Here is a 21,490-nt window from a genome sequence, read left to right as displayed (position 1 = left end):
CAAATCATGGTGTTTGCGTCAATGTCCTTTCAAGAACTCCGGCTAGACCGGATGAGCCGTTCATTCGGAACTTTCAATGCGCTGAGGGAAATCAACCTCACCATCCGGAAAGGCGAGTTCATCGCACTTCTCGGCCCTTCCGGCTGCGGAAAATCCACGGCTCTTAATTGTATTGCCGGTCTTCTCGGCACGACGGGCGGCGGCATCTATATCGACAATCGTCGCGTTGACCAGTTGAAGCCTGAGGATCGGGGCTTTGGCATGGTTTTCCAGAACTATGCGCTGTTTCCGCATATGAACGTTCTGCAGAATGTCGGCTTTGGCCTTAAAATGCGCGGGCTCGCCAAAAGCGAGATCGAAAAGCGCGCGCGTGCGGCACTGGCTTTGGTGCGCTTGCAGGGACAGGAAGAAAAACTCCCCGGACAGCTTTCTGGCGGTCAGCAACAGCGCGTGGCTATCGCCCGCGCAATTGTCATCGAACCTCCTCTGGTCATGATGGATGAACCATTATCCAATCTCGATGCAAAACTGCGCCTCGAAATGCGCGCCGAAATTCGTCGCATCCACAATCAGCTTGGTTCCACCACGATCTACGTTACGCACGATCAGGACGAGGCCCTGTCGCTTGCAGACCGCATTGTGGTGTTGCGCGATGGTGAAATTCGTCAGGTCGGCAGGCCCAACGAACTTTATGAAGCGCCGCTCTACAGAGATGTTGCAGCCTTCATGGGGTTCAGAAACGCCCTCCCCGGCAAGGTCACGCGCATCGAAAATGGTCAGGCAACCATTGACGTCGCTGGTAGCGCGCTGACGGGACGTGCGGTTGACGCCTTAAAAACTGGCGACGAAGCCGTTTTGATGGCACGCGGCGACGATGTCGTTTCAGGCTCGGGCCATCAGAATACGTTGCAGGCAACCGTTGAAACCATCGAATATCGCGGTCGCGAATATGTGGGCACAGCGCGCACGCAAACAGGTCTGGAATTGATCTTTCACGGCCCGAAAGGCGTCGAACCGGGCAGCCAGATTGCGCTCGGCATTGATGCGGCCAATGCGCTCGTCTTTCCGGCGGAGGACTGAGGCATGGTTGATCTAGCTCAAGAGCGATACGCCGAGGCGCCATTAACGCCCAGCCTGCGACAAAGGCTCGCCAATCGCGGCTTCGACGGTGTGACATTACTGATCCTCCCAGCGCTGCTGTTCGTGGTGGGCGTCTTCATCTACCCATTCCTCTATGGGCTGGTGCTGTCGTTCAATCCGCTGGACGGAGGCGGCGCGTTCGCCAACTACGCCAAATTCTTCTCCGATCCATTTCTTTACAAAACCATCGGCGCGACCCTCTGGCTTGCTGTTCCGGTGACGATCATCAGTGTGATGTTTGCCGTACCAATCGCCTTGCGCGTTCGATTGATGCGACGCCAGCGGCTGCTGACGACCATACTTGTCCTGCCCATTACGCTTGGCACAGTTCTGATCGCGGAAGGCCTTCTCAACTATCTCGGTCCGCAAGGCTGGTTCAGTCGCACGCTGATTTTCATCGGCCTGATCGACAGCCCGCTGAAGCTGACCAATAATTACTGGGGTGTGTTCGCTTCACTTGTCATCACCGTTTTTCCATTCACGTTTCTACTGACGCTCTCCTATATAACCGGCATCGATCCGGGACTGGAACGGGCGGCGGCCACCCATGGAGCCAATAGCTGGCAGCGCTTTCGATATGTCATGTTGCCCCTGCTGGTTCCCGGTCTGGTCGTGGCGGCCTGCCTCACCTTCGTTCAGGCCTTCGCGGTATTCCCATCCGCCGTGCTTCTGGGCGCTCCATCCGGCCCCACGCGCGTCATATCCATTGCCGCGGCGCAGGCCGCGTTCGAGCAATATGACGACTCCATGGCGTCTTCAATTGCCATGATCATGGCAGCGGTACAGTTGGTCGTCGTTGGCGCACTTCTTGGCGTCCGCTCGCTTTTCTATCGTGGCTCGACAGCCGGCGGAAAGGGATAAATCATGGTTCGCGACACATCCCTTCTCTCCAAACTCTGGATCACCGCCGTCTGGCTTCTCACCGGCTTCTTTGTCCTCAACGTTCTGGCGGTTATTACGGCTGTCGTCGTGTCGAGTTTCGGCACACGCTGGCTTGGCACATGGCTGCCGGATGCCTTCACGACACGCTGGTATGCAGCCGCATGGGCGGAATTCCAGCTGGATCAAGTCTTGCTGGTGACGTTTCAGGTGGTCTTTGCCGTTGTGATCCTATCCGGCATTCTCGGTGTAACCGCCGCCTATGCCATGGCGCGGCGCGATTTCCCCGGTAAGAAATTCGTGCTGCTGATCTTCCTTTTGCCGCTGCTCGTGCCACCAATAACCTTCGGTATTCCGCTCGCGACCGTTCTTTATAAATTCGGTGTCGGCGGAACATTCTGGGGTGTCGTTCTTGCCAATCTCGTGCCGACCGTACCTTTCGTCATTCTCGTCATGATCCCTTTCATTGAACAGATCGACCCCAAGGTTGAGGCGGCGGCGCGGGTTTTCGGCGCTGGGACATTCAAGCTCTTCATCCATGTGCTCCTGCCCATGTTGCTGCCCGGTGTTCTCGCCGCCATGCTTCTGGTTCTGGTGCGAACGGTGGCCATGTTTGAACTCACCTTCCTGACAGCGGGCCCAACATCGCAAACACTCGTCGTGGCACTCTATTATTCGGTGTTCGCAGCCGGTGTTCGTTCCGTCCAATCCATCGACGCCATGGCCGTGATCTACATGGTGACTTCGCTGGTATGGCTTCTTTTGGCGCTGCGCTTCGTCAACCCCACGCAAATTGTTGCGCGCAACCGTCAACCATCCGCGCATTAGCGTGACAGACTGAACAGGAGCCTATGATGAAGATCACGGCTGTGGAGACGGTGCAGTTGCCGCACCTGAACAACATCTTGTGGGTTCAAATCCACACCGATGAGAGGATTGTGGGTCTGGGCGAGACGTTTCGCGGCGCGAATGCCGTGGCGGCCTATATCCATAGTGATATCGCACCGCAACTAATCGGGCAGAACCCACTGGAGATCGACCGGATATCCAAACTCCTGCTGGAGCCTTATGTCGGCTTTCGGTCTTCCGGCGTGGAAATTCGCGCCGCGTCCGCAATCGACATCGCGCTTTGGGATATTTTTGGCAAGGTCGCCGGCCAGCCCATCCACCAGCTGCTGGGCGGGTTGTCGCGACACTCCATCCGCACCTACAATACCTGTGCAGGCTACACCTATAACAAAAGCGGTGCGCGTCGCTATATCGGCGATACGGACGAAGGCAAGGAAGGACCTTACGAGGACCAGCTTGCCTTTCACCGTGATGCGGGCGCGCTTGCCGAAAGTCTTCTCTCCGAAGGCATAACGGCCATGAAGATATGGCCGTTTGATCCATTCGCCGTGGCTTCGGGGGGGAAATTTCATCCATGCGCAGGATCTGGACAAGGCTCTGGAGCCGTTCCGCCAGATACGCAATGCTGTCGGCGACAAAATTGAAATTATGGTCGAATTCCATTCCATGTGGGACCTGACATCGGCGCTGACCATTGCGCGTGAGCTAAAGGCGTTCCGCCCGTTCTGGTCGGAAGATCCGGTCAAAATGATGAATCCGCAAGCGCTTGCGGTCTATGCCCAGAAATCCGGCATTGCGGTTTGTGCAAGCGAAACAATGGCAACCCGCGCTCAATTCCTCGACGTCCTGCGCGCCGATGCGTCCGATTATGTGATGCTGGATATTTCATGGTGCGGCGGACTTTCCGAAGCGAAGAAGATCGCCACCATGGCCGAAGCCTTCCAGCGCCCTATTGCGCCGCATGACTGCACGGGACCAGTCGTTTTCGCAGCCTCCATTCACCTGTCGCTCAATGCGCCCAATGCCATCTATCAAGAGTCGGTCCGGGCCTATTACACTTCATGGTATCGCGATCTGGTCACGGTGATGCCACGGATTGAAAACGGGATGATCTATCCCTTTGAAGGGGCCGGGCTTGGCTTGGAGCTCTCCGATTTCGTTCTTAACCACCCGGATGTTATCCGCAGAAAGACAGACGCATTATGATTGGACCGTTTCACTGTATTGCCGATCTGCGCGGCGCATTGATGGAAAGCCCCGTCTGGGACGAGCGCCGGGCGAAGCTTTTTGCCTGCGATATCAATGGGCGCAAGCTTTACGAAATCGACCTTGAACACGGCCCGGTTCGAGACTGGACCTTTGAAGCCGAGGTTCCATGCGTCGGGCTTGCCGAAAGCGGTAAGCTGATCGTCGCGCTGGCACGCGAAATCATTCTGTTCGATCCGGATAGCGGTGACAGGCAGCCCCTGTGGAGCGGCTATAATGAGCCACAAACATCGCGGCTCAACGATGGCAAGATCGGTCCCGACGGCGCGCTGTGGATCGGCAGCATGGATTGTCGCCCAACACGTGAGCCTATCGCAAAGCTTTATCGTGTCACTGCTGATGGGCAAGCTGCGGTCATGGCAAAGGGATTTGAGGTATCAAACGGCCTTGCATGGACACCGGACGCGACCACGATGTTCCATACGGATTCCGGGGACCATGGATCGACCGTTACGACTTTGACCGCGCGGCGGGCCGTATTAGCAACCAGAGACGCATTCGCGACCTCGACGAAATTACCGGCAGACCGGACGGCGGCGCATGCGATGCCGAAGGCGCTTACTGGAGTGCGGGTGTGTCAGCTGGTGTCCTGAACCGCTTCGATGCGGATGGAAATCTGCTCGCTAGCTTTCCAGTTCCGGTTCCGGCACCGACAATGCCTTGTTTCTGCGGTCCCGATCTGAAGCAGATCGCGCTGACTTCGCATCGCTTGGCGCCCGCCGACAAATTGGCCGAAGCTCCGCAATCGGGCGGTGTGCATCTCGCAACCAGCACCGTTGCCGGGGCAAAAGTGGCGCGCATGAAGGGAATTTAATTGAATGAAACACCTCCTTTTGACCGGGGCTTCCGGCAATCTTGGCCGTATGCTCACCCGAAAACTGTCACAAGCCGGTTACCGTTTGCGCTTATCCGACATTGAGCCCTTCCCCGATGCCTTGCCCGAAGGTGCAGAATTCATACAGGCGGATCTGAGCGATGCCGATGCGGTTGCCGAACTGGTTTGCGGAACCGATGCGATATTGCATTTTGGCGGCATCAGTATCGAAAAGCCTTACAATCTGATCGCCCGTGCTAACCTTCTCGGCGTTACACATATTTTCGGGGCTGCGCGCGCTGAAAAGCAAAGGGTGATTTTTGCAAGTTCCAATCATACGATTGGCTTTTATGAACGCGATGCGGTGCTGAGCAGCAATGATCCCTTCAAGCCTGATAGCTATTACGGATTGTCGAAAGCTTATGGTGAACTGCTAGGCCAAATGATGTTCGACAAACACGGCGTCGAAAGCGTTCACGTGCGCATCGGCTCCTGCCTTCCTGAACCAACCGAAGCGCGACACCTCGCCACCTGGCTTTCGCAAGACGACTTGGTGCGGTTGTTGATCGGATCGGTCGAGGCGCAGGAAACCGGCTTTGCCGTTGTCTGGGGGATTTCCGCCAATGCCGGGCGCTGGTGGGAAAAGGACGATGCCAGCCGCATCGGTTATGTGCCGCAGGATGACGCCTCGCGTTTTGGCGACCTCGCCGAAACTGGCGATCCGATCACGCGGCGCTATCAGGGTGGTGCTTTTACAGCACAGGACTATACGCGTGGCGATTAGCTTTGCACGAGCCGTGGGGCACAGTCACAACTAAAGCAGGCTCGCTGATAACAGGTCGGGCCGAAAATTTTCGGGGAGATATTGAAATGCCCAGGAAGCAATATGCCGATCTGCGTTCTGCGCGCTGGATGTTGCCGGATGATCAGCGTTCTTCGGGCCATCGTTCCAGAACCATGCAGATGGGTTATGATCCGGTGGACTGGGAGGGCAAGCCCATCATCGCGATCATCAATACATGGTCGGATGCGCAGCCCTGCCATGCCCATTTCAAGGATAGGGTCGAATGGGTCAAACGCGGCATATTGCAGGCAGGCGGCTTTCCCCTTGAACTGCCCGCTCTGTCCTTGTCTGAAAGCTACGTGAAACCCACAACAATGCTCTATCGCAACATGCTCGCGATGGAGACCGAAGAACTGCTGCGCTCGCATCCGGTCGATGGAGCCATTTTGATGGGCGGATGCGACAAGACCACGCCTGCACTCATCATGGGGGCAACAAGCGCCGGTCTACCCTTCATTTTCCTGCCCGCAGGTCCAATGCTTCGCGGCAATTATGCCGGGAAAACGCTCGGGTCGGGCACTGACATGTTCAAGTTCTGGGACGAGCGCCGCGCAGGCACCATCGGTAAGGAAGAATGGCAAGGCATAGAAGGCGGTATTGCGCGCAGCTATGGGCATTGCATGACGATGGGCACCGCGTCCACGATGACCGTGATTGCCGAAGCCATGGGCCTTTCCCTCCCCGGTGCATCGTCCATACCGGCATCCGACGCCAACCACCAACGCATGTCGACCCAATGCGGACGCCGCATTGTCGATATGGTCTGGGACGATTTGAAACCCGATCAGATCATTACACCTGCTGCTGTCAAAAATGCCGTTATCGTCGCCATGGCCACCGGCTGTTCAACCAATGCCATCATTCATTTGATTGCCATGGCGCGGCGCGCAGGCATTCCACTGGAGCTGGACGACCTCGACCGCATCGGGCGCACCACACCTGTGATCGCCAATATTCGGCCATCGGGAACGACATATCTGATGGAAGATTTCTATTATGCAGGCGGCATCCGCGCATTGATGAAACAGCTTACCGACAAGCTGGATCCCACGGCTATCACCGTGACAGGTGAGGCGTTGGTGGAAGGGCTGGAGAAGGTCCAGGTTTGGAACGATGATGTTATCCGCCCGCTTTCCAACCCCGTCTATCATGAGGGGTCACTGGCGGTCTTGAAGGGGAACCTGTGTCCCGATGGCGCGGTTATCAAGCCAGCGGCCTGCGACTCGAAATTTCATCGCCATAAAGGCCCGGCATTGGTTGCAGACAGCTACCCCGAGCTGAAAAAGATCATTGATGATCCCGATTATCCCCTGACGCCGGACACCGTGCTTGTCTTACGCAATGCCGGACCACAAGGCGGACCGGGTATGCCGGAATGGGGTATGATCCCGATGCCGAAGGCACTTTTGAAGCTCGGCCTGCGCGATATGGTGCGCATTTCCGATGCCCGCATGTCGGGGACAAGTTTTGGCGCCTGTGTGCTCCACGTTGCACCGGAATCCTTCATTGGAGGGCCGCTAGCCCTGCTCAAGACCGGCGATATGGTCGAGTTGGATATCCCCGCCCGCAGCCTGAACATGCTTGTTCCAGACGAAGAACTGGCTGAACGCCGCGCCGCCTGGAAGACACCTGAACCCAAATATGAACGTGGCTACGGCTTTGTGTTTTCCAAACATGTGGAACAGGCCGACAAGGGTTGCGACTTCGATTTCCTGAAAACCGACTTTGGCCGTCCGGTTGATGAACCGGTGATCTATTAAGAGGCAGACCATGACCGATTATGTTCTCTCGGAAGAAACCCGCGCCAAACTGAAGAAGGTCTCGACGGCCTCGGTTGCTACGGCGCTTTATAAACGCGGTTTGCGTAATCAGTTCATTCAAGGTGCGCTTCAGGTGGCGCGCAAGCCCGAAAACATGGTCGGACAGGCCTTTACCTTGCGTTACATTCCCGCGCGTGAAGATCGAAACCCGATTACTGTTTTCCGCAATCCTAATCACAAACAGCGTGTTGCGATCGAAACCTGCCCGCCCGGCTGGGTGCTGGTTATGGATGCACGCAAGGATGCACGTGCGGCAACCGCTGGGTCGATACTGGTAACGCGACTTGCGCTGCGTGGCGCGGCAGGCATTGTCTCCGATGGCGGCTTTCGTGACGTGACCGGAATTGGCGAATTATCCATGCCCGCCTATTGCGCAAAAGCATCGGCGCCAACAAATCTGACTTTGCACGAAGCCATCGACATTAATGTACCGATTTCGTGCGGCGACGCCGCCGTGTTCCCCGGCGACGTGCTGGTCGGCGACGCGGATGGCGTCATGGTCATTCCGGCGCATCTTTGCGAAGAAATCGCCGAGGAGTGCATCGGGATGGAAACATACGAAGATTTCGTGCTCGAAGAGGTCAAGAACGGTGAAGCGATAATTGGGCTTTATCCCTGCACCAAGGAGAAATTCGAACAGAAATTCCAGACATGGCGGCGTAAGAACAATCGATAGCCAAACCGGCAGTCATACTGCATGCTTTATGGCTGCCAGCATTTTCTTTTCGTCCGGACGCAAGGTCAGCACACGCACGCCATTGCCGGTGACGGCAACTGTGTGCTCGAATTGCGCCGATAGTTTTCCGTCGCGCGTGACGACGGTCCATCCATCCTTTTCGGTTTTCACCTTGGCCGTTCCCTGATTGAGCATTGGTTCGATGGTGAAAACCATGCCTTCGCGCAAGCGAACCCCCGTACCCGGTTTGCCGAAATGCAGAACCTGCGGTTCTTCATGCATCTCTCGTCCGATGCCGTGGCCGCAATACTCGCGCACAATGCTGTAATCGTTCCGCTTGGCATGACGCTCAATGGCGTAACCAATATCGCCCAACGTGGCGCCGGGTCGAACCGCTGCAATGCCTTTCCACATGGCTTCATAAGTCACGCGTACAAGACGGGAGGCAAACGGCGCGACGTCGCCGATCATGTAAGTCTTGCTGGAATCCGCGATATAGCCACCCTTTTCAAGCGTAATATCGAAATTGATGATTTCGCCATTAGCGATAACATCACCATGGGACGGCATTCCGTGGCAGACGACATCGTCCTTCGAACAGTTCAGAACAAAGGGATAATCATATTGTCCTTTGCTGGCGGGTCGCGCTTTCAACTCACCCGTAATGTAACCCTCAACCAGATCGTTGACCTGCATCGTTGTCATACCGGCAAGCGGTGTACGGTCCAGCAGTGTGAAAACAGAAGCCAACAACGCTCCTGAAATCGCCATCTGTTCCAATTCGGCGGGCGTCTTGGTCATGATGGCCGTACAGCCATGACCGGAATTTCCACCTGTGCGGCGCGCAACTGCATCTGCACGATTTCGTTGAATGACATATCTGGATTGGCCTGCGCCAGCATGCCGATTTTCATCCAGTATTCTGCCTGCGCATTGATCGAACGGCACATGACATCGCTCGCCTTGCGCAATTCTTCATGCAGATCATCGGCGATCTTCACTATACCCATCGTTGGCTCCAAACTTACGGTTGATAAGCATACCATATACGATTCATATATAATCGCCAACGCAATTTGGGGCGCACCCTGCACGGCTGTGCATATTTTCGTATCAAACAGAACAATTGAACTATTTTAGGGAAATTCAGAATGAATTTTGCAAAACCGTTGACAGCTATCGATAAAAGGCCAAGACTGTGCACACGTTTGCAAAAACGTCGACGTGGAGGCGTCGTAAAATGGGAGGGAAAGAATGCGTTCGACATTTTTTGGTTGCGGCGCTTGCCGCCGGTATCTCGTCAATGGCTTTTGCGGCCCATGCGGCTGGCAATCTCAATCTGATTTGTTCGGCAGATGTAGTGATCTGCGAGCAAATGAAAAACATGTTCGAAAAAGACACCGGCATCAGTGTAAACATGGTGCGGCTTTCTTCAGGCGAAACCTATGCCAAGGTTCGCGCAGAGGCCCGCAATCCAAAAACAGATATCTGGTGGGCGGGCACGGGCGATCCCCATTTGCAGGCCGCTGGCGAAGGGCTGACGCTCGAATATAAATCACCGATGCTTGATCAATTGCAAGATTGGGCCAAGAAGCAGGCGGAAAGCGCGAACTATCGCACGGTTGGCGTCTATGCCGGCGCTCTCGGCTGGGGCTACAATACCGATATTCTTGCCAAGAAGCAGCTCAAAGAACCAAAATGCTGGGCTGACTTGCTGGATGCGTCCTACAAGGGCGAAATTCAGATGGCCAATCCCAACTCTTCCGGCACGGCCTATACGGCGCTTGCAACGCTGGTACAGATCATGGGCGAAGACAAGGCCTATGATTACCTCAAGAAGCTCAATGAGAACGTCTCCCAATATACCAAATCAGGCTCGGCACCAGTCAAATCCGCCGCGCGTGGTGAAACCGGCATTGGTATCGTATTCATGCATGATGCGGTGTCGATGACTGCCGAAGGTTTCCCGGTCAAATCCGTCGCGCCGTGTGAGGGCACCGGTTACGAAATCGGCTCCATGTCCATTATTAAAGGCGCAAAGAACCTCGACAACGCCAAGAAATGGTATGACTGGGCGCTAACCGCGGAAGTACAATCTCATATGAAGGATGCCAAATCCTTCCAGCTTCCATCGAACAAGTCTGCTGAAGTGCCGAAGGAATCACCGCGCTTCGAAGACATCAAACTCATCGATTATGACTTCAAGACCTATGGTGACCCTGCAAAACGCAAGGAGCTCTTGGAGCGCTGGGACAAGGAAATTGGCGCGCACGCCAACTGATGGGTTTTAAACCTTCGATCACCGTTTGAACGCGTTGCCGCTTCCGGCAACGCGTCTGCCTGAATGGCGTTGCCGCTAACGCCTCGCCATTCATCGCAACAATTCCAAGACCCGAAATGAAGCGGACGCACTATGGTACAGCAAAACCGCAGACTGGATATTGCTCTCGCATTTGCGCTGGTGGCCTTCGTCTTACTGCCCTGGTATCGGATAGAAGACGGCTTTCTTGGTTTTGGCTGGCTTGGCGACCTGTTCAGCGAAAGCACAACTGCACCCGGCATCCTGCAAATCGTTGCTTTTTCCCGTCCCTGGCTCGGCGTTGCGGCGGCCCTTATGCTTGTTTGTGCATTTGCCCGCATAGCCTTGCCTGTGGGCAGGCGCAGTTCCATTTTGATCTGGGCAAGCCTTTTTGGTCTGGGGTTTCTCGTCCTTCAAGGGCTGGCTGTTGGCGGTTCCGGTTGGAATTGGACAATCAGTGAAAACTGCTTTGGTGCACTAAGCGATGGACAACCAGCCTTTGGTGCAGGCGCAATCCTGACCTCTCTCTGCTTTTTGCTAATTTTCGCCTTCGGTCTTGCTGAACGTGGCGTGATGAAAGGCGATGCTTTCGTCGTTTCCTCCATTACCATGCTCGTCGCATTGGTAGGTGTATTTGTTTTCTACCCGGTGCTCAGCATGTTTGTCGGTTCCGTTCAGGACTTCGACGGTTCGTTCAAGCCGGAGGGGTTCATCGGAAACATACAAGATTCCTCCATCTGGAGCCTCGCCTGCGTGGTGGGGGAAGGTCGCTGCGGTGTTGCATGGCGCACCTTATGGCTTGCACTGATGACGGCCTCTGGCTCGACAATCATGGGCCTTGCCTTTGCCCTGGTGGCGACGCGCACAAACTTCCCTTTCAAGAAAGGACTTCGACTTCTCACCATCCTTCCAATCATCACGCCGCCTTTCGTCGTCGGTTTGGCCCTTACCTTGTTGTTCGGGCGCGCGGGCGTGGTCACGGAACAGATCTCCAACATATTCGGTGTCGAGCCGGGGCGTTGGCTCTATGGCTTGACCGGCATCTGGATTGCGCAGGTTCTTTCCTTTACGCCGATTTCATTTCTGGTCCTCATCGGCGTTGTTGAGGGGGTGTCGCCGTCGATGGAGGAAGCGTCGCAAACCTTGCGCGCAGACCGCTGGCGCACTTTCCGAAAGGTCTCGCTGCCATTGATGGCGCCGGGCCTTGCCAACGCCTTCCTTATCGCTTTCATCGAGAGCATGGCCGATTTCGGCAATCCGATGGTTCTGGGCGGCAGCAACGGCGTGCTGTCGACGGAAATCTTCTTTGCAGTGGTGGGTGCGCAAAATGATCCATCGCGCGCAGCTGTCCTCGCCATGGTGTTGCTGTGTTTCACTCTCAGCGCCTTCCTTATCCAGCGCCTTTGGCTCGCTGGCAAAAACTTCGCGACCGTAACCGGCAAGGGCGATTCTGGCGTGCATGCCGCCTTGCCACACGGGTTGAAAGTCGGCGTCTACGTGCTTGTTATCCCGTGGATGATATTCACCGTCATCGTCTATCTCATGATCCTTATCGGCGGCTTTGTGCGCCAGTGGGGACTCGATAATACATTGACGCTGGAGCATTATACCCGCGCCTTCTCCATTGGCTGGACCGAGACCGGCATTGCTTGGACCGGTGTTGCATGGAACTCCTTCTGGACCACAATGGAAATCTCGCTGATCTCAGCACCGCTCACAGCCGCTGTTGGCTTGCTCACCGCATATCTGATTGTTCGGCAACGCTTTGTCGGCCGCAATCTGTTCGAATTCGCATTGATGCTGAGCTTTGCAATTCCGGGCACGGTGATCGGTGTCAGCTACATCATGGCGTTCAATCTGCCGCCGCTCGAAATGACCGGCACTGCGGCAATCCTCATCGCCTGCTTCGTTTTCCGTAACATGCCTGTCGGCGTGCGAGGCGGCGTCGCTGCAATGAGCCAACTCGACAAAAGCCTTGATGAAGCGTCCCTGACCTTGCGGGCAAACAGCTTCCGCACCATTCGCAAGGTCATTCTGCCACTCCTGCGCCCCGCCATAACCGCAGCGCTGGTGTATTCCTTCGTGCGCGCGATCACATCAATCAGTGCCGTCATCTTCCTGGTTTCCGCGCAGTATAACATGGCGACATCCTACATCGTTGGACTGGTTGAAAATGGGCAATTCGGCGTCGCCATCGCCTACTCCTCAATGCTGATTGTGGTGATGATCGCCATCATCACCGGCTTTCAGTTACTTGTCGGAGAACGAAAACTCAGGCGAGAAAATCGTGTCGCCGCTGTCACGCCGATCAAATCCGCCAATCAGGAGAAAATAGCATGACGACGATCCGCCCCGGCTCCGTCACATTCGAGAATGTCTCCAAGAAATTTGGAAACTTCACCGCCCTGCCCGATCTATCCCTGATTGTCGAACCGGGAACACTGGTCACTTTGCTCGGCCCTTCAGGCTGCGGAAAGACCACCACTTTGCGGCTGCTGGCGGGGCTGGAACACCCAAGCTCGGGCCGCATTCTGATCGGCGGCAAGGACGTCACAAATCTTCCAGCCAATGAACGCGATGTTTCGATGGTGTTTCAGTCCTACGCACTGTTTCCACATATGAATTCGCTGGATAACGTCGCCTATGGGCTGGAATCTTCCGGCATCAAGAAAGCCGAAGCCCGCGACCGAGCAGAAGAAGGACTGAAGCTGGTTGGTTTGGGCGGCATGGGCCACCGGCTGCCCGCCGAGCTTTCGGGCGGACAACAGCAGCGCGTGGCCGTGGCGCGTGCTCTGGTGCTGGAACCACAAGTGCTGCTTCTCGACGAACCGCTATCCAACCTCGATGCACGGCTTCGGCGGCGCGTGCGCACGGAAATCCGCGAATTGCAGCAACGGCTTGGTTTCACGGCAGTCTATGTAACGCATGATCAAGATGAAGCACTGGCCGTATCCGATACGATCATCGTAATGAAGGATGGTAATATTGCGCAGAAAGGCACACCGCGTGAACTCTATGAGTCACCGGCATCGGCTTTTATCGCGGACTTCATGGGCGAGGCCAATGTCATGCCCTGCGAAGTGATCGCCACCGAGAATAACGAGGCCGTCATACGCATTGGCGCAATGACCCACCGTGTCGCTGCGCGTAATGCCAAAATAGGGCCTGCACAACTGGCGATCCGACCGAACGCCGTTAACCTGCAGCCGCTCGCCGGCGGCGATTTTCCGGGGCGCGTGGCGCACGCCGCTTATCTTGGCGATCACATCGAGTATGAGATCGAAACGGAACATGGCAAGCTCTTCATAGTTGACCCCGAAGCGGAACAAGCCTTGCCAACATCCACGGATGTCTCGATACACTTCAAGTCACGCGGGCTTGCGCTTATCAATCAATAGCCCGCCAAAACGTGCCGATCATCACTCTCGCCGGAAGCAAAGAATGACCCACAATCTCCAATACGATCTGGAAACGCGGCTGGCGCTTGCCAAAGACATTGCGCAGGCGGCTGGCGCCAAGGCACTCGACTACTTCAACAATCGCGAAGCGCTGACCATAGAATTCAAACGTGATCCCCAAGACGTTGTGTCCATTGCTGATCGGGAAGTGGAGCAGCTTATTCGCACGCTTGTTTCCGAAAAATTTCAGGAAGACGGCTTTCTGGGTGAGGAATACGGACTGAACGACGGATCATCGGGCTTTACCTGGGTTGTCGACCCCATTGATGGAACAAGCCCTTTCGTAAACGGTATGCCAAACTGGTGTGTGTCGATTGCCGTTTTGAAAGACGGCGAGCCTGTTATTGGCGTTATCAAGGCACCGTGTTTCGATGAGCTCTATGCATCGGCAAAAGGTCTTGGCGCGACGCTGAATGGCAAGATTCTGGCGCTCGATTCAATGAAGACACTTCAAAACGCAGTCACAGGCATCGGCGCAAATAACTATGTCACCCCACAAACCGTGGCGAAGATCGTCGAAAATCTGCTGGAAGCCGGTGGCACTTTCATACGCAATGGGTCGGGCGCCCTAATGATCGCCTATGTGGCGGCAGGCAGGCTCGTCGGCTACTACGAGCCTTACATGCACGCATGGGATTGCATGGCTGGCTTTTGTCTCGTGCGCGAAGCTGGCGGGTACACCCATCCATTCCCTGTGAACGGCGCGAATATACTTAAAGGCCATCCTGTGTTTGCAGCCTCCTCCGGAGCCGTCGATGATCTGAAAAAGGTCGCTGGCCTTTGACATCATTGTTCCTGTGTGACGACCGCGCTATTTGACCGTTTGGGGCCTTCGTCTGGACCTTCCAGCCAATGTTTCGCTCCGAGCGACAGATTCATCGTTTGATCGCCAAGCTTCACGATCTTCGAGAATGACCCCGACACTGGCACAGTCCATTGATTGGCTGTCCAATGATAGTCAGCATCAAGATTTGCCGAAATTGTTCGTCCCTTGCCGATATGCCAGCCGATAAACGGCTGGAGTTCGGTGCGGTTCATGTCCGGCCTGCTATCCGCCCCAAGAACGGACCAGATATGGTTTACCGAGAGGCCAGTCGTGATTGCACTTGTTTGATAAAGCAGCAAACCCGATGGCCCGAGAGAGAACTTACCAGACCCCAGTAAGTCGTCTGCCGCCGTTGGGAACGAGAACAGCGGCCCTATCGCCCCTATGAATGGGCCATGGGCGGATGGGGTCAAAGAGAACGTGCGTTATTGTCACCGATCCCGAAAGTGCTGCCTACCTCGCCAAACGGGTTACAATAGACTAACGGAATATCGGTGTGGGAAATAACGTTCCAGCGATCATTGAACCGCATAGGAATGACTGGTTCGATATCGAGAGAGAAGCCCCGCACCTTTCCGCTTCCACGACCAAAAACAATATCAGAATGAACTGGCACACTGACCATGAAGGAAGCGTGCTCTGCTCCCTTAAAACTGGACCGTTTATAATGAGAGTTTTCCGCGCTATTTTCCTAGCTGGAAGAAGGAGTGGAAGGCATGAAAGCATCGAAGTTTTCGGACGCTCAGAAGGTGTTTATTCTCAAGCAGGGAGATGACGGCGTTCCGGTCGCGGAAATCTGTCGCAAGAGCGGGATCAGCCAGGCAACTTATTTCAACTGGAAGAAAAAGTATGCAGGTCTGCTGCCTGATGAGATACGGCGGCTGCGCGCCTTGGAAGAGGAAAATACGCGGCTGAAGAGGATTGTTGCAGACCTCACGCTTGATCGGGAGATGTTGCAGGATGTGATCCGCCGAAAACTTTAAGGCCTGCGCGGAAACGTGATCTGGTGGCGGGAATGCTTGTTGATTGGGGAATATCGATCCGACGGGCTTGTGCAGCACTAAGCTTCGAAAGATCGACTATCAATTACAAGTCCCGCCGCACCGTGCAGGCCGCTGTTGAGAAGCGGATCAAAGAGATTTGTGAGACCCGTGTGCGATACGGTTACCGTCGCGTACACGTCCTGCTTCGTCGCGAAGGCTGGACCATCAACATGAAGAAAACACGTCGAATATACAATGAGTTAGGACTTCAGCTCAGGAATAAACATCCGAAACGTCGTGTCAAGGCCAAGCTGCGTGAGGATCGTCAACAAGCGATCGGGCCGAATGATGTTTGGGCGATGGACTTTGTGCATGATCAGCTGGCAACAGGAAAGAAACTCCGGATTCTGACTATTGTCGATACGCATTCACGCTACTCGCCGGCAACCGATCCGCGCTTCAGTTATCGTGGTGAGGATGTCGTTCAGACACTTGAGAAAGTGTGTCGTCGTGCTGGTTATCCGAAGACAATAAGGGTTGATAATGGAAGTGAGTTTGTTTCGCGTGACCTCGATCTGTGGGCCTATGCCAACAAGGTCACACTGGACTTCTCCCGACCCGGAAAGCCGACGGATAACGGGTTCATCGAAGCCTTCAACAGTAAGCTTCGCGCCGAGTGCCTGAACGCACACTGGTTCTTAACGCTTGAAGATGCGCGCGAAAAGTTGGAGAATTGGCGTCGACACTATAATGAGGATCGTCCTCACTCGGCAATCGGATATAACGTGCCGATTGCCTTGCATAATCCCGATGGCGTCATCAGCCCGCCATTGGCATAAGAGCCGGAAAATTCTAATTCCCGGCGGTCCAATCTTGGGGCTCAGTGCAAGAGCCGGAAAATTCTAATTCCCGGCGGTCCAATCTTGGGGCTCAGTGCAAAACCCGGAAAATTCCAGTTCTCCGTGGTCCAAATTCGGGGTGCACCTCACAATACCGCTGGAGCGAACTCAAAACTGGATAAAACTTGGGGGCAACGTCAGCGGGGTTGGAGACTTTCCGCGCCAATTCATTGATGTCGTCACTCGCAGACTGTGCAAATGATGGAGCCGATAAGACGAAAATACCAATCGCGAGACCCATGACACTCCGTATTGCAATGAACATGGCTAACGCGAAGCGAAATTCCATATGCCCGAGTTTCTTACCTATGCTTGATTGGACACGAGATATGCTAGTTCGCTGCGGCCTGGGAGAACGCCACTCCAATAATCCGTTCTCCATCCAGCTGGTAGACGAGCGACTGCTCGCCTGTCGCACCTGAAACTTAATGTTCGTTCGAATAACGCGCAAATTGCTTGGCGCTTACCTTGCCGAACCGCTTTTCGAACGCATGTTTGTTATCTTTCAAGGCGGGGATGGGCAATTTGAGGTTCGTCAGATCGATGCGAGGCTGTCCGCATTTCGCAGACTTGTCCGTTACAATCTCCGCCGAGATCAAATTGAGAATGGCCTCCTGACCTTTCTTCCTGTTCATCCCGTCCGAAATGAACCAGATACGACGGGGCAAATTATCGCCGCCATCGATTCGGTCATTGCCAATGTTCCGCCAGATTGTACCAACGTTGTAGTCAACGGCATAAGTTATAAGGACTGCAACGGAAACTGGTTCGAGCCAAAGTATAACGGACACAGCGTCGTCTATGTCGCGGTGGCTCCGCCGAAGTAATGTTAATTCTGGTCATCCGCTTCGCCGTCACAAGCGAAGCGGATGACGTTCCAACAGAAATGCTGGTGCGTTCTGCGACGGCATTTCAATATCGGCGTTATATCAATCTGCGCTGCTTCTCACGCTCTCTCAATAACGCGGATGCGTTGACCACCACCAATGTCGATGAATTGCGTGGGCGGTGGTATCTGGTGCACATCATGCCCGCCAAAACCCTGCGGATAGAAGGCATAGCCTTCTGGCGCCGGCGGCGCTGCGCCATCGTCGAGCAGACGCCCACCGGAAAGTTCGGTCATCGGATCAGGAATAGCCGAGATCAATCGCCTTGTGTAAGGGTGGGTCGGGTTCGAAAAAATCCGGTCCCATGGCCCACTTTCGACGATTTGCCCGAAATACATCACCGCCACGCGGTCGCTCATATGCTCCACGACGCTGAGATCGTGGCTGATCATGATATAGGACAGACCAAGCCTTTCCTTCAATTCCAGCAACAGATTGATGATTTGCGCGCGAATGGAAACATCGAGTGCCGAAACAGGCTCATCAAGGACAATCACCTTCGGATTGAGCAACAGCGCCCGCGCAATGCCGATGCGCTGACGCTGACCGCCGGAAAACTCATGCGGGAAACGTTTCGCATGCTCAGGTTTGAGACCGACCAGACGCAAAATATCTTCAACCCGCCCGTCAACTTCGCTGCGCGATGCCACCCCATGCAGCCGCAAAGGCGCAGCGAGTGATGTATAAACGGTCTGGCGCGGATTGAGCGAAGCGAATGGGTCCTGAAACACCATTTGCGCCATTTGCGAGCGCTCAAGCCGCGATGGCTCGTTCTTGCCAGTGATCGGACGGCCTTCAAAATAAATCTCGCCGCTCGTCGGCTTTTGCAATCCGACAATTGAAAGCGCGAGGGTGGATTTCCCACAACCGGATTCGCCAACGATCGACAGGCACTCGCCCTTATTGAGCGTCAGGCTGAGATTGTTGACAGCGCGCAGCAACTGCCTGGAACGGCTGAATAGTCCACCGCTGACGGGAAAATAGACGCATAGATCGTCAATAGTAACGAGCGCATTGGTCGTCTGGGTTGAACGCATGTCATTCATGATGAAAACACCTCACCACACCCATATCCTGAAGCGGAGTCCAGCCGGGCTTTTCCGCACGGCATATTTCGGTTGCGCGTGTGCAGCGCGGTTCGAACCGGCAGCCTTTTGGAAAGGCGGAAATAGATGGCACGACGCCTTCGATTTCCTGAAGTCGCCGTTGACCTTCCTTCTGGCGCGAACCGAGTTGTGGCAGCGATGCCAGAAGTCCGTGCGCATAGGGGTGCGACGGATGTCGGAACAGCCCCGCCGTTATGCGCTCCTCGACCAGATGCCCGGCATACATGACGCCGACACGACGGCACATTTTGGCAATGACGCCGAGATCGTGGCTGATCATCAGCACAGAGGTTCCTCTGGCGGTGCAAAGGTCCTGCATCAGACGCAGAATTTCTGCCTGTACCGTCACGTCGAGTGCTGTGGTCGGTTCGTCGGCGATCAAAAGATCGGGATCACAGGCCAGCGCAATCGCAATCATCACGCGCTGGCGCATGCCGCCCGACATCTGATGGGGATAGTTTTTGACCCGTTGATCGGGTGCCGGAACCTGAACACTTGCAAGCGCTTCGACGGCCCTGCGTTCAGCCTCATGCCATGTCGCGCCCTGATGCAGCACAAACATTTCCGCGATCTGCCGCCCTACCGGCGATAGGGGGTTGAGTGCCGTCATCGGCTCCTGGAAAATCATGGCGATGCGATTGCCCCGCAGCTTGCGCATCTCGCGGGACGACAGGGCAGCCAGATTCTGCCCTTTAAAGCGTATCGCACCACCAGTAATCGCCAAAGGTTTGCGCAGCAAGCCGATCATCGACAAAGCCGTGATACTTTTGCCGCAACCGGATTCCCCCACGAGACCAAAGGTTTCACCCGCGCCAATGGTGAAAGACACGTCTTCCACCACATTGTGTCGGGAAGAACCGGAAACGATATCAATGCGAAGGTTTTCCACCTCCAGAAGTGTTTCTTCGCTCATACCTTGCGTGTCCTCATATGCGGGTCGAGCCAGTCGCGCAGCCCATCGCCAAACAGATTGAGGCCGAGCACGGTGAAGAAAATCGCCAGACCCGGAAAGATTGCCGCCCATGGCGCGCTGACGATCAGTTCGCGGGCGTCGGTCAACATATTTCCCCAGCTTGGATCTGGCGGGCTGATACCGAGCCCGAGATAGGAAAGTGCCGCCTCTGCAAGGATGGCGTCGCCCATGCCAAGCGTGCCGATAACGAGGATCGGTCCGATCATATTCGGCACGATCTGTGTGATCATGATGCGAATATCGCTGTAGCCGAGCATCTTTGCAGCCTGCACATAGCCCTGCTTCTTGAGGGAAAGCGTGGAACTGCGGGCAATGCGGCACGTCCATGACCAGTTTGTCAGCCCAAGCGCCAGCAAGAGACTTGGCAGGCCCGGACCGAGAACCGCCATGATGGCGAGCGCAAAGATCAGTGACGGGATTGCAAGCATCAGATTGGTCAACCCGTTGACAAAATCATCCCACCAGCCGCCGAAATAGCCAGCGGATATGCCAAAGCTAAGGCCGATCACCGTGTTGATGCACTGTGAGACGATACCAACCGTCAGAGACACTTGCGCGCCATAGAGAATACGCGAATAGACGTCTCGCCCCTGTGCGTCGGTCCCGAACCAGAACTGGGCGTCGGGCGGCAGTTCGGCATTCATCAGGTCGGCATCAAGAACCGGATTATAATGCGCCAGCAGCGGTGCGAAGACTGCCGCCATCAAAATGATGATGCATACCAGCCCGCCGAATATGAGATTGAAACGGAGCTTCATGGGCGTCACTCGTGGCTGATACGCGGGTCGATGACCGCGTAGAGAATGTCAACGATCGTATTGATGACGAGGAACCATAAAACGATCACGAGAATTGCACCCTGCACCACCGGGATATCGCGCAGCGAAACACTGTCGATCAATAATGAACCAAGCCCCGGCCAGGAGAAAAGCTTTTCCACCACCACGGCCTGCCCCATCATCGATCCGAATTGCAGACCGATGGTCGTGATGATCAGCACCAGCGCATTGCGCATGACGTGCCATTTCACCAGCCTGAAACTGTTCATGCCCTTTGAACGCGCCGTGCGGATAAAATCGGCCCCCATCACTTCCAGCACGGCTGCACGGGTGGTTCTCGCCAGCAACGCCAAGGGCGCAACGCCCAAAGTCAGAGCAGGCAGGATGATATTGCGTATGCCTCCATCGCCGTAACCGAAGCTTGGTAACCAGCCGAGTGTCAGCGCAAACAGATACATCGCCAGCAAACCAAGCCAGAATTGCGGCATGGAAAGGCCCGACACCGCGCCGATCATGGTCGTGCTATCGAGTATGCTTCCGGGCTTGAGCGCGGCCAGAAAGCCCAGCGGCACACCAATCAAAATCGCAAGTCCCATGGCCGCAAAAGCGAGCTTCAATGTCGGCCACATACGCTCCTGAATAAGCGAAACAACGGGCTGCCGCGAGCGATAGGACGTACCGAGATCGAACTGCGCCAATTGCACGAGATAATTGCCAAAACGCACGTGAACGGGTTTGTCGAGACCGAATTCCTGCGTGATTTTTTCGACCAGTTTCGGGTCGCTCATGCCTTTGCCACTGGCGACGAGGCCGGAAGCGATACTGCCCGGAACAACGCTGAATATGACGAAGACCAGCAACGATACAGCCAGAACTGTCGGTATCATCTGCAAGACGCGGCGGACAATAAAATAGAGCACGCAGTCCTCCTTTCAGATCAGCGATGAAACGCTGGAGCAAAGGGGATTTGTGGCCCGCCCGAAAACGAGCGG

19 protein-coding genes and 2 pseudogenes are annotated in these 21,490 nt (G+C 55.3%); 14 read left to right on the top strand and 7 right to left on the bottom strand.

Translation table 11 applies throughout. The features are described 5' to 3' along the window. The first annotated feature begins 6 nt into the window (after positions 1-6). The 8 genes and pseudogenes from QLQ11_RS17670 (at position 7) to QLQ11_RS17635 (ending at position 8,288) form a co-directional block, all read left to right on the top strand. The gene (locus tag QLQ11_RS17670; RefSeq protein ID WP_283735749.1) at positions 7-1,080 is read left to right on the top strand and encodes an ABC transporter ATP-binding protein; all 1,074 of its coding nucleotides are present in this window, start codon (positions 7-9) and stop codon (positions 1,078-1,080) included. Between the two features lie 3 nt (positions 1,081-1,083). Further along, positions 1,084-2,001, top strand: a complete 918-nt coding sequence (locus tag QLQ11_RS17665) for an ABC transporter permease (protein WP_121538008.1) — start codon at positions 1,084-1,086, stop codon at positions 1,999-2,001. Between the two features lie 3 nt (positions 2,002-2,004). Then, positions 2,005-2,847 (top strand): ABC transporter permease, encoded by an 843-nt coding sequence (locus tag QLQ11_RS17660; protein ID WP_121538010.1) that lies wholly within the window; start codon positions 2,005-2,007, stop codon positions 2,845-2,847. Positions 2,848-2,873: 26 nt separating this feature from the next. Further along, positions 2,874-4,074 (top strand): annotated as a pseudogene (locus tag QLQ11_RS17655) (mandelate racemase/muconate lactonizing enzyme family protein). Next, a pseudogene (locus QLQ11_RS17650) lies at positions 4,071-4,948 on the top strand (SMP-30/gluconolactonase/LRE family protein). The pseudogenes QLQ11_RS17655 and QLQ11_RS17650 overlap by 4 nt, the downstream one beginning before the upstream one ends. Before the next feature lie 4 nt (positions 4,949-4,952). Beyond that, complete coding sequence (locus QLQ11_RS17645; protein WP_371836040.1) at positions 4,953-5,732, top strand: NAD-dependent epimerase/dehydratase family protein; 780 nt, start codon at positions 4,953-4,955, stop codon at positions 5,730-5,732. Between the two features lie 86 nt (positions 5,733-5,818). Beyond that, positions 5,819-7,552 (top strand): L-arabinonate dehydratase, encoded by a 1,734-nt coding sequence (gene araD / locus QLQ11_RS17640; protein ID WP_121538016.1) that lies wholly within the window; start codon positions 5,819-5,821, stop codon positions 7,550-7,552. A 10-nt stretch (positions 7,553-7,562) separates the two neighbouring features. Continuing rightward, entirely contained in the window at positions 7,563-8,288 is a 726-nt protein-coding gene (locus tag QLQ11_RS17635; RefSeq protein WP_121538018.1) for a ribonuclease activity regulator RraA, read from the top strand. 12 nt (positions 8,289-8,300) lie between these two features. Here the strand turns inward: QLQ11_RS17635 and map are convergent, their stop codons facing one another. Both map and QLQ11_RS17625 read right to left on the bottom strand, forming a co-directional pair. Next, positions 8,301-9,089, bottom strand: coding sequence for a type I methionyl aminopeptidase (gene map / locus QLQ11_RS17630; protein ID WP_121538020.1), 789 nt, complete (start codon positions 9,087-9,089; stop codon positions 8,301-8,303). Then, a complete protein-coding gene (locus tag QLQ11_RS17625) occupies positions 9,086-9,298 on the bottom strand; it encodes a ParD-like family protein (protein WP_109365955.1) in 213 nt (70 codons plus the stop codon). The genes map and QLQ11_RS17625 overlap by 4 nt, the downstream gene beginning before the upstream one ends. A 230-nt stretch (positions 9,299-9,528) precedes the next feature. On the opposite strand from QLQ11_RS17625, the gene QLQ11_RS17620 reads away from it, so the two are divergent. The 4 genes from QLQ11_RS17620 to QLQ11_RS17605 all read left to right on the top strand — a co-directional run bounded on the left by QLQ11_RS17620 (position 9,529) and on the right by QLQ11_RS17605 (position 14,829). After that, complete coding sequence (locus QLQ11_RS17620; RefSeq protein ID WP_371836039.1) at positions 9,529-10,569, top strand: ABC transporter substrate-binding protein; 1,041 nt, start codon at positions 9,529-9,531, stop codon at positions 10,567-10,569. Between the two features lie 132 nt (positions 10,570-10,701). Continuing rightward, a complete protein-coding gene (locus QLQ11_RS17615; protein WP_121538024.1) occupies positions 10,702-12,927 on the top strand; it encodes an iron ABC transporter permease in 2,226 nt (741 codons plus the stop codon). Beyond that, positions 12,924-13,985, top strand: coding sequence for an ABC transporter ATP-binding protein (locus tag QLQ11_RS17610; protein ID WP_121538026.1), 1,062 nt, complete (start codon positions 12,924-12,926; stop codon positions 13,983-13,985). The genes QLQ11_RS17615 and QLQ11_RS17610 overlap by 4 nt, the downstream gene beginning before the upstream one ends. Positions 13,986-14,028: 43 nt before the next feature. After that, on the top strand, positions 14,029-14,829 hold the full coding sequence (locus QLQ11_RS17605) for an inositol monophosphatase family protein (protein ID WP_121538028.1): 801 nt from the start codon (positions 14,029-14,031) through the stop codon (positions 14,827-14,829). Between the two features lie 2 nt (positions 14,830-14,831). Here the strand turns inward: QLQ11_RS17605 and QLQ11_RS17600 are convergent, their stop codons facing one another. Further along, positions 14,832-15,083: a hypothetical protein gene (locus QLQ11_RS17600; RefSeq protein ID WP_121538030.1), complete on the bottom strand. Its 252-nt coding sequence runs from the start codon at positions 15,081-15,083 to the stop codon at positions 14,832-14,834. 504 nt (positions 15,084-15,587) lie between these two features. Here QLQ11_RS17600 and QLQ11_RS17595 point away from each other — a divergent pair. Then, positions 15,588-16,693, top strand: a protein-coding gene (locus QLQ11_RS17595) for an IS3 family transposase (protein WP_109988023.1) whose coding sequence is annotated in 2 segments (ribosomal slippage) — positions 15,588-15,849 and positions 15,849-16,693 — 1,107 coding nt in all. Because the reading frame shifts where the segments join, the coding sequence is not laid out codon by codon here. Between the two features lie 488 nt (positions 16,694-17,181). Beyond that, a complete protein-coding gene (locus tag QLQ11_RS17590) occupies positions 17,182-17,580 on the top strand; it encodes a hypothetical protein (RefSeq protein WP_121538032.1) in 399 nt (132 codons plus the stop codon). A gap of 119 nt (positions 17,581-17,699) precedes the next feature. Here QLQ11_RS17590 and QLQ11_RS17585 read toward each other — a convergent pair whose 3' ends face one another. The 4 genes from QLQ11_RS17585 to QLQ11_RS17570 are packed head-to-tail and all read right to left on the bottom strand — an operon-like array spanning position 17,700 to position 21,418. Then, positions 17,700-18,686, bottom strand: a complete 987-nt coding sequence (locus QLQ11_RS17585) for an ABC transporter ATP-binding protein (protein WP_121538034.1) — start codon at positions 18,684-18,686, stop codon at positions 17,700-17,702. After that, the gene (locus tag QLQ11_RS17580; RefSeq protein ID WP_121538036.1) at positions 18,679-19,659 is read right to left on the bottom strand and encodes an ABC transporter ATP-binding protein; all 981 of its coding nucleotides are present in this window, start codon (positions 19,657-19,659) and stop codon (positions 18,679-18,681) included. The genes QLQ11_RS17585 and QLQ11_RS17580 overlap by 8 nt, the downstream gene beginning before the upstream one ends. Further along, positions 19,656-20,477 carry an ABC transporter permease gene (locus QLQ11_RS17575; RefSeq protein WP_109365946.1) on the bottom strand — a complete coding sequence of 274 codons (822 nt, stop codon included), beginning with the start codon at positions 20,475-20,477 and terminating at the stop codon, positions 19,656-19,658. Before QLQ11_RS17575 ends, QLQ11_RS17580 begins: the two co-directional genes overlap by 4 nt. Before the next feature lie 5 nt (positions 20,478-20,482). After that, complete coding sequence (locus QLQ11_RS17570; protein WP_121538038.1) at positions 20,483-21,418, bottom strand: ABC transporter permease; 936 nt, start codon at positions 21,416-21,418, stop codon at positions 20,483-20,485. Between the last annotated feature and the right edge of the window lie 72 nt (positions 21,419-21,490).

Source organism: Ochrobactrum sp. SSR (assembly GCF_030067775.1).
GTDB lineage: Bacteria > Pseudomonadota > Alphaproteobacteria > Rhizobiales > Rhizobiaceae > Brucella > Brucella teleogrylli.
This window is presented reverse-complemented; position numbering and strand designations above follow the sequence as displayed.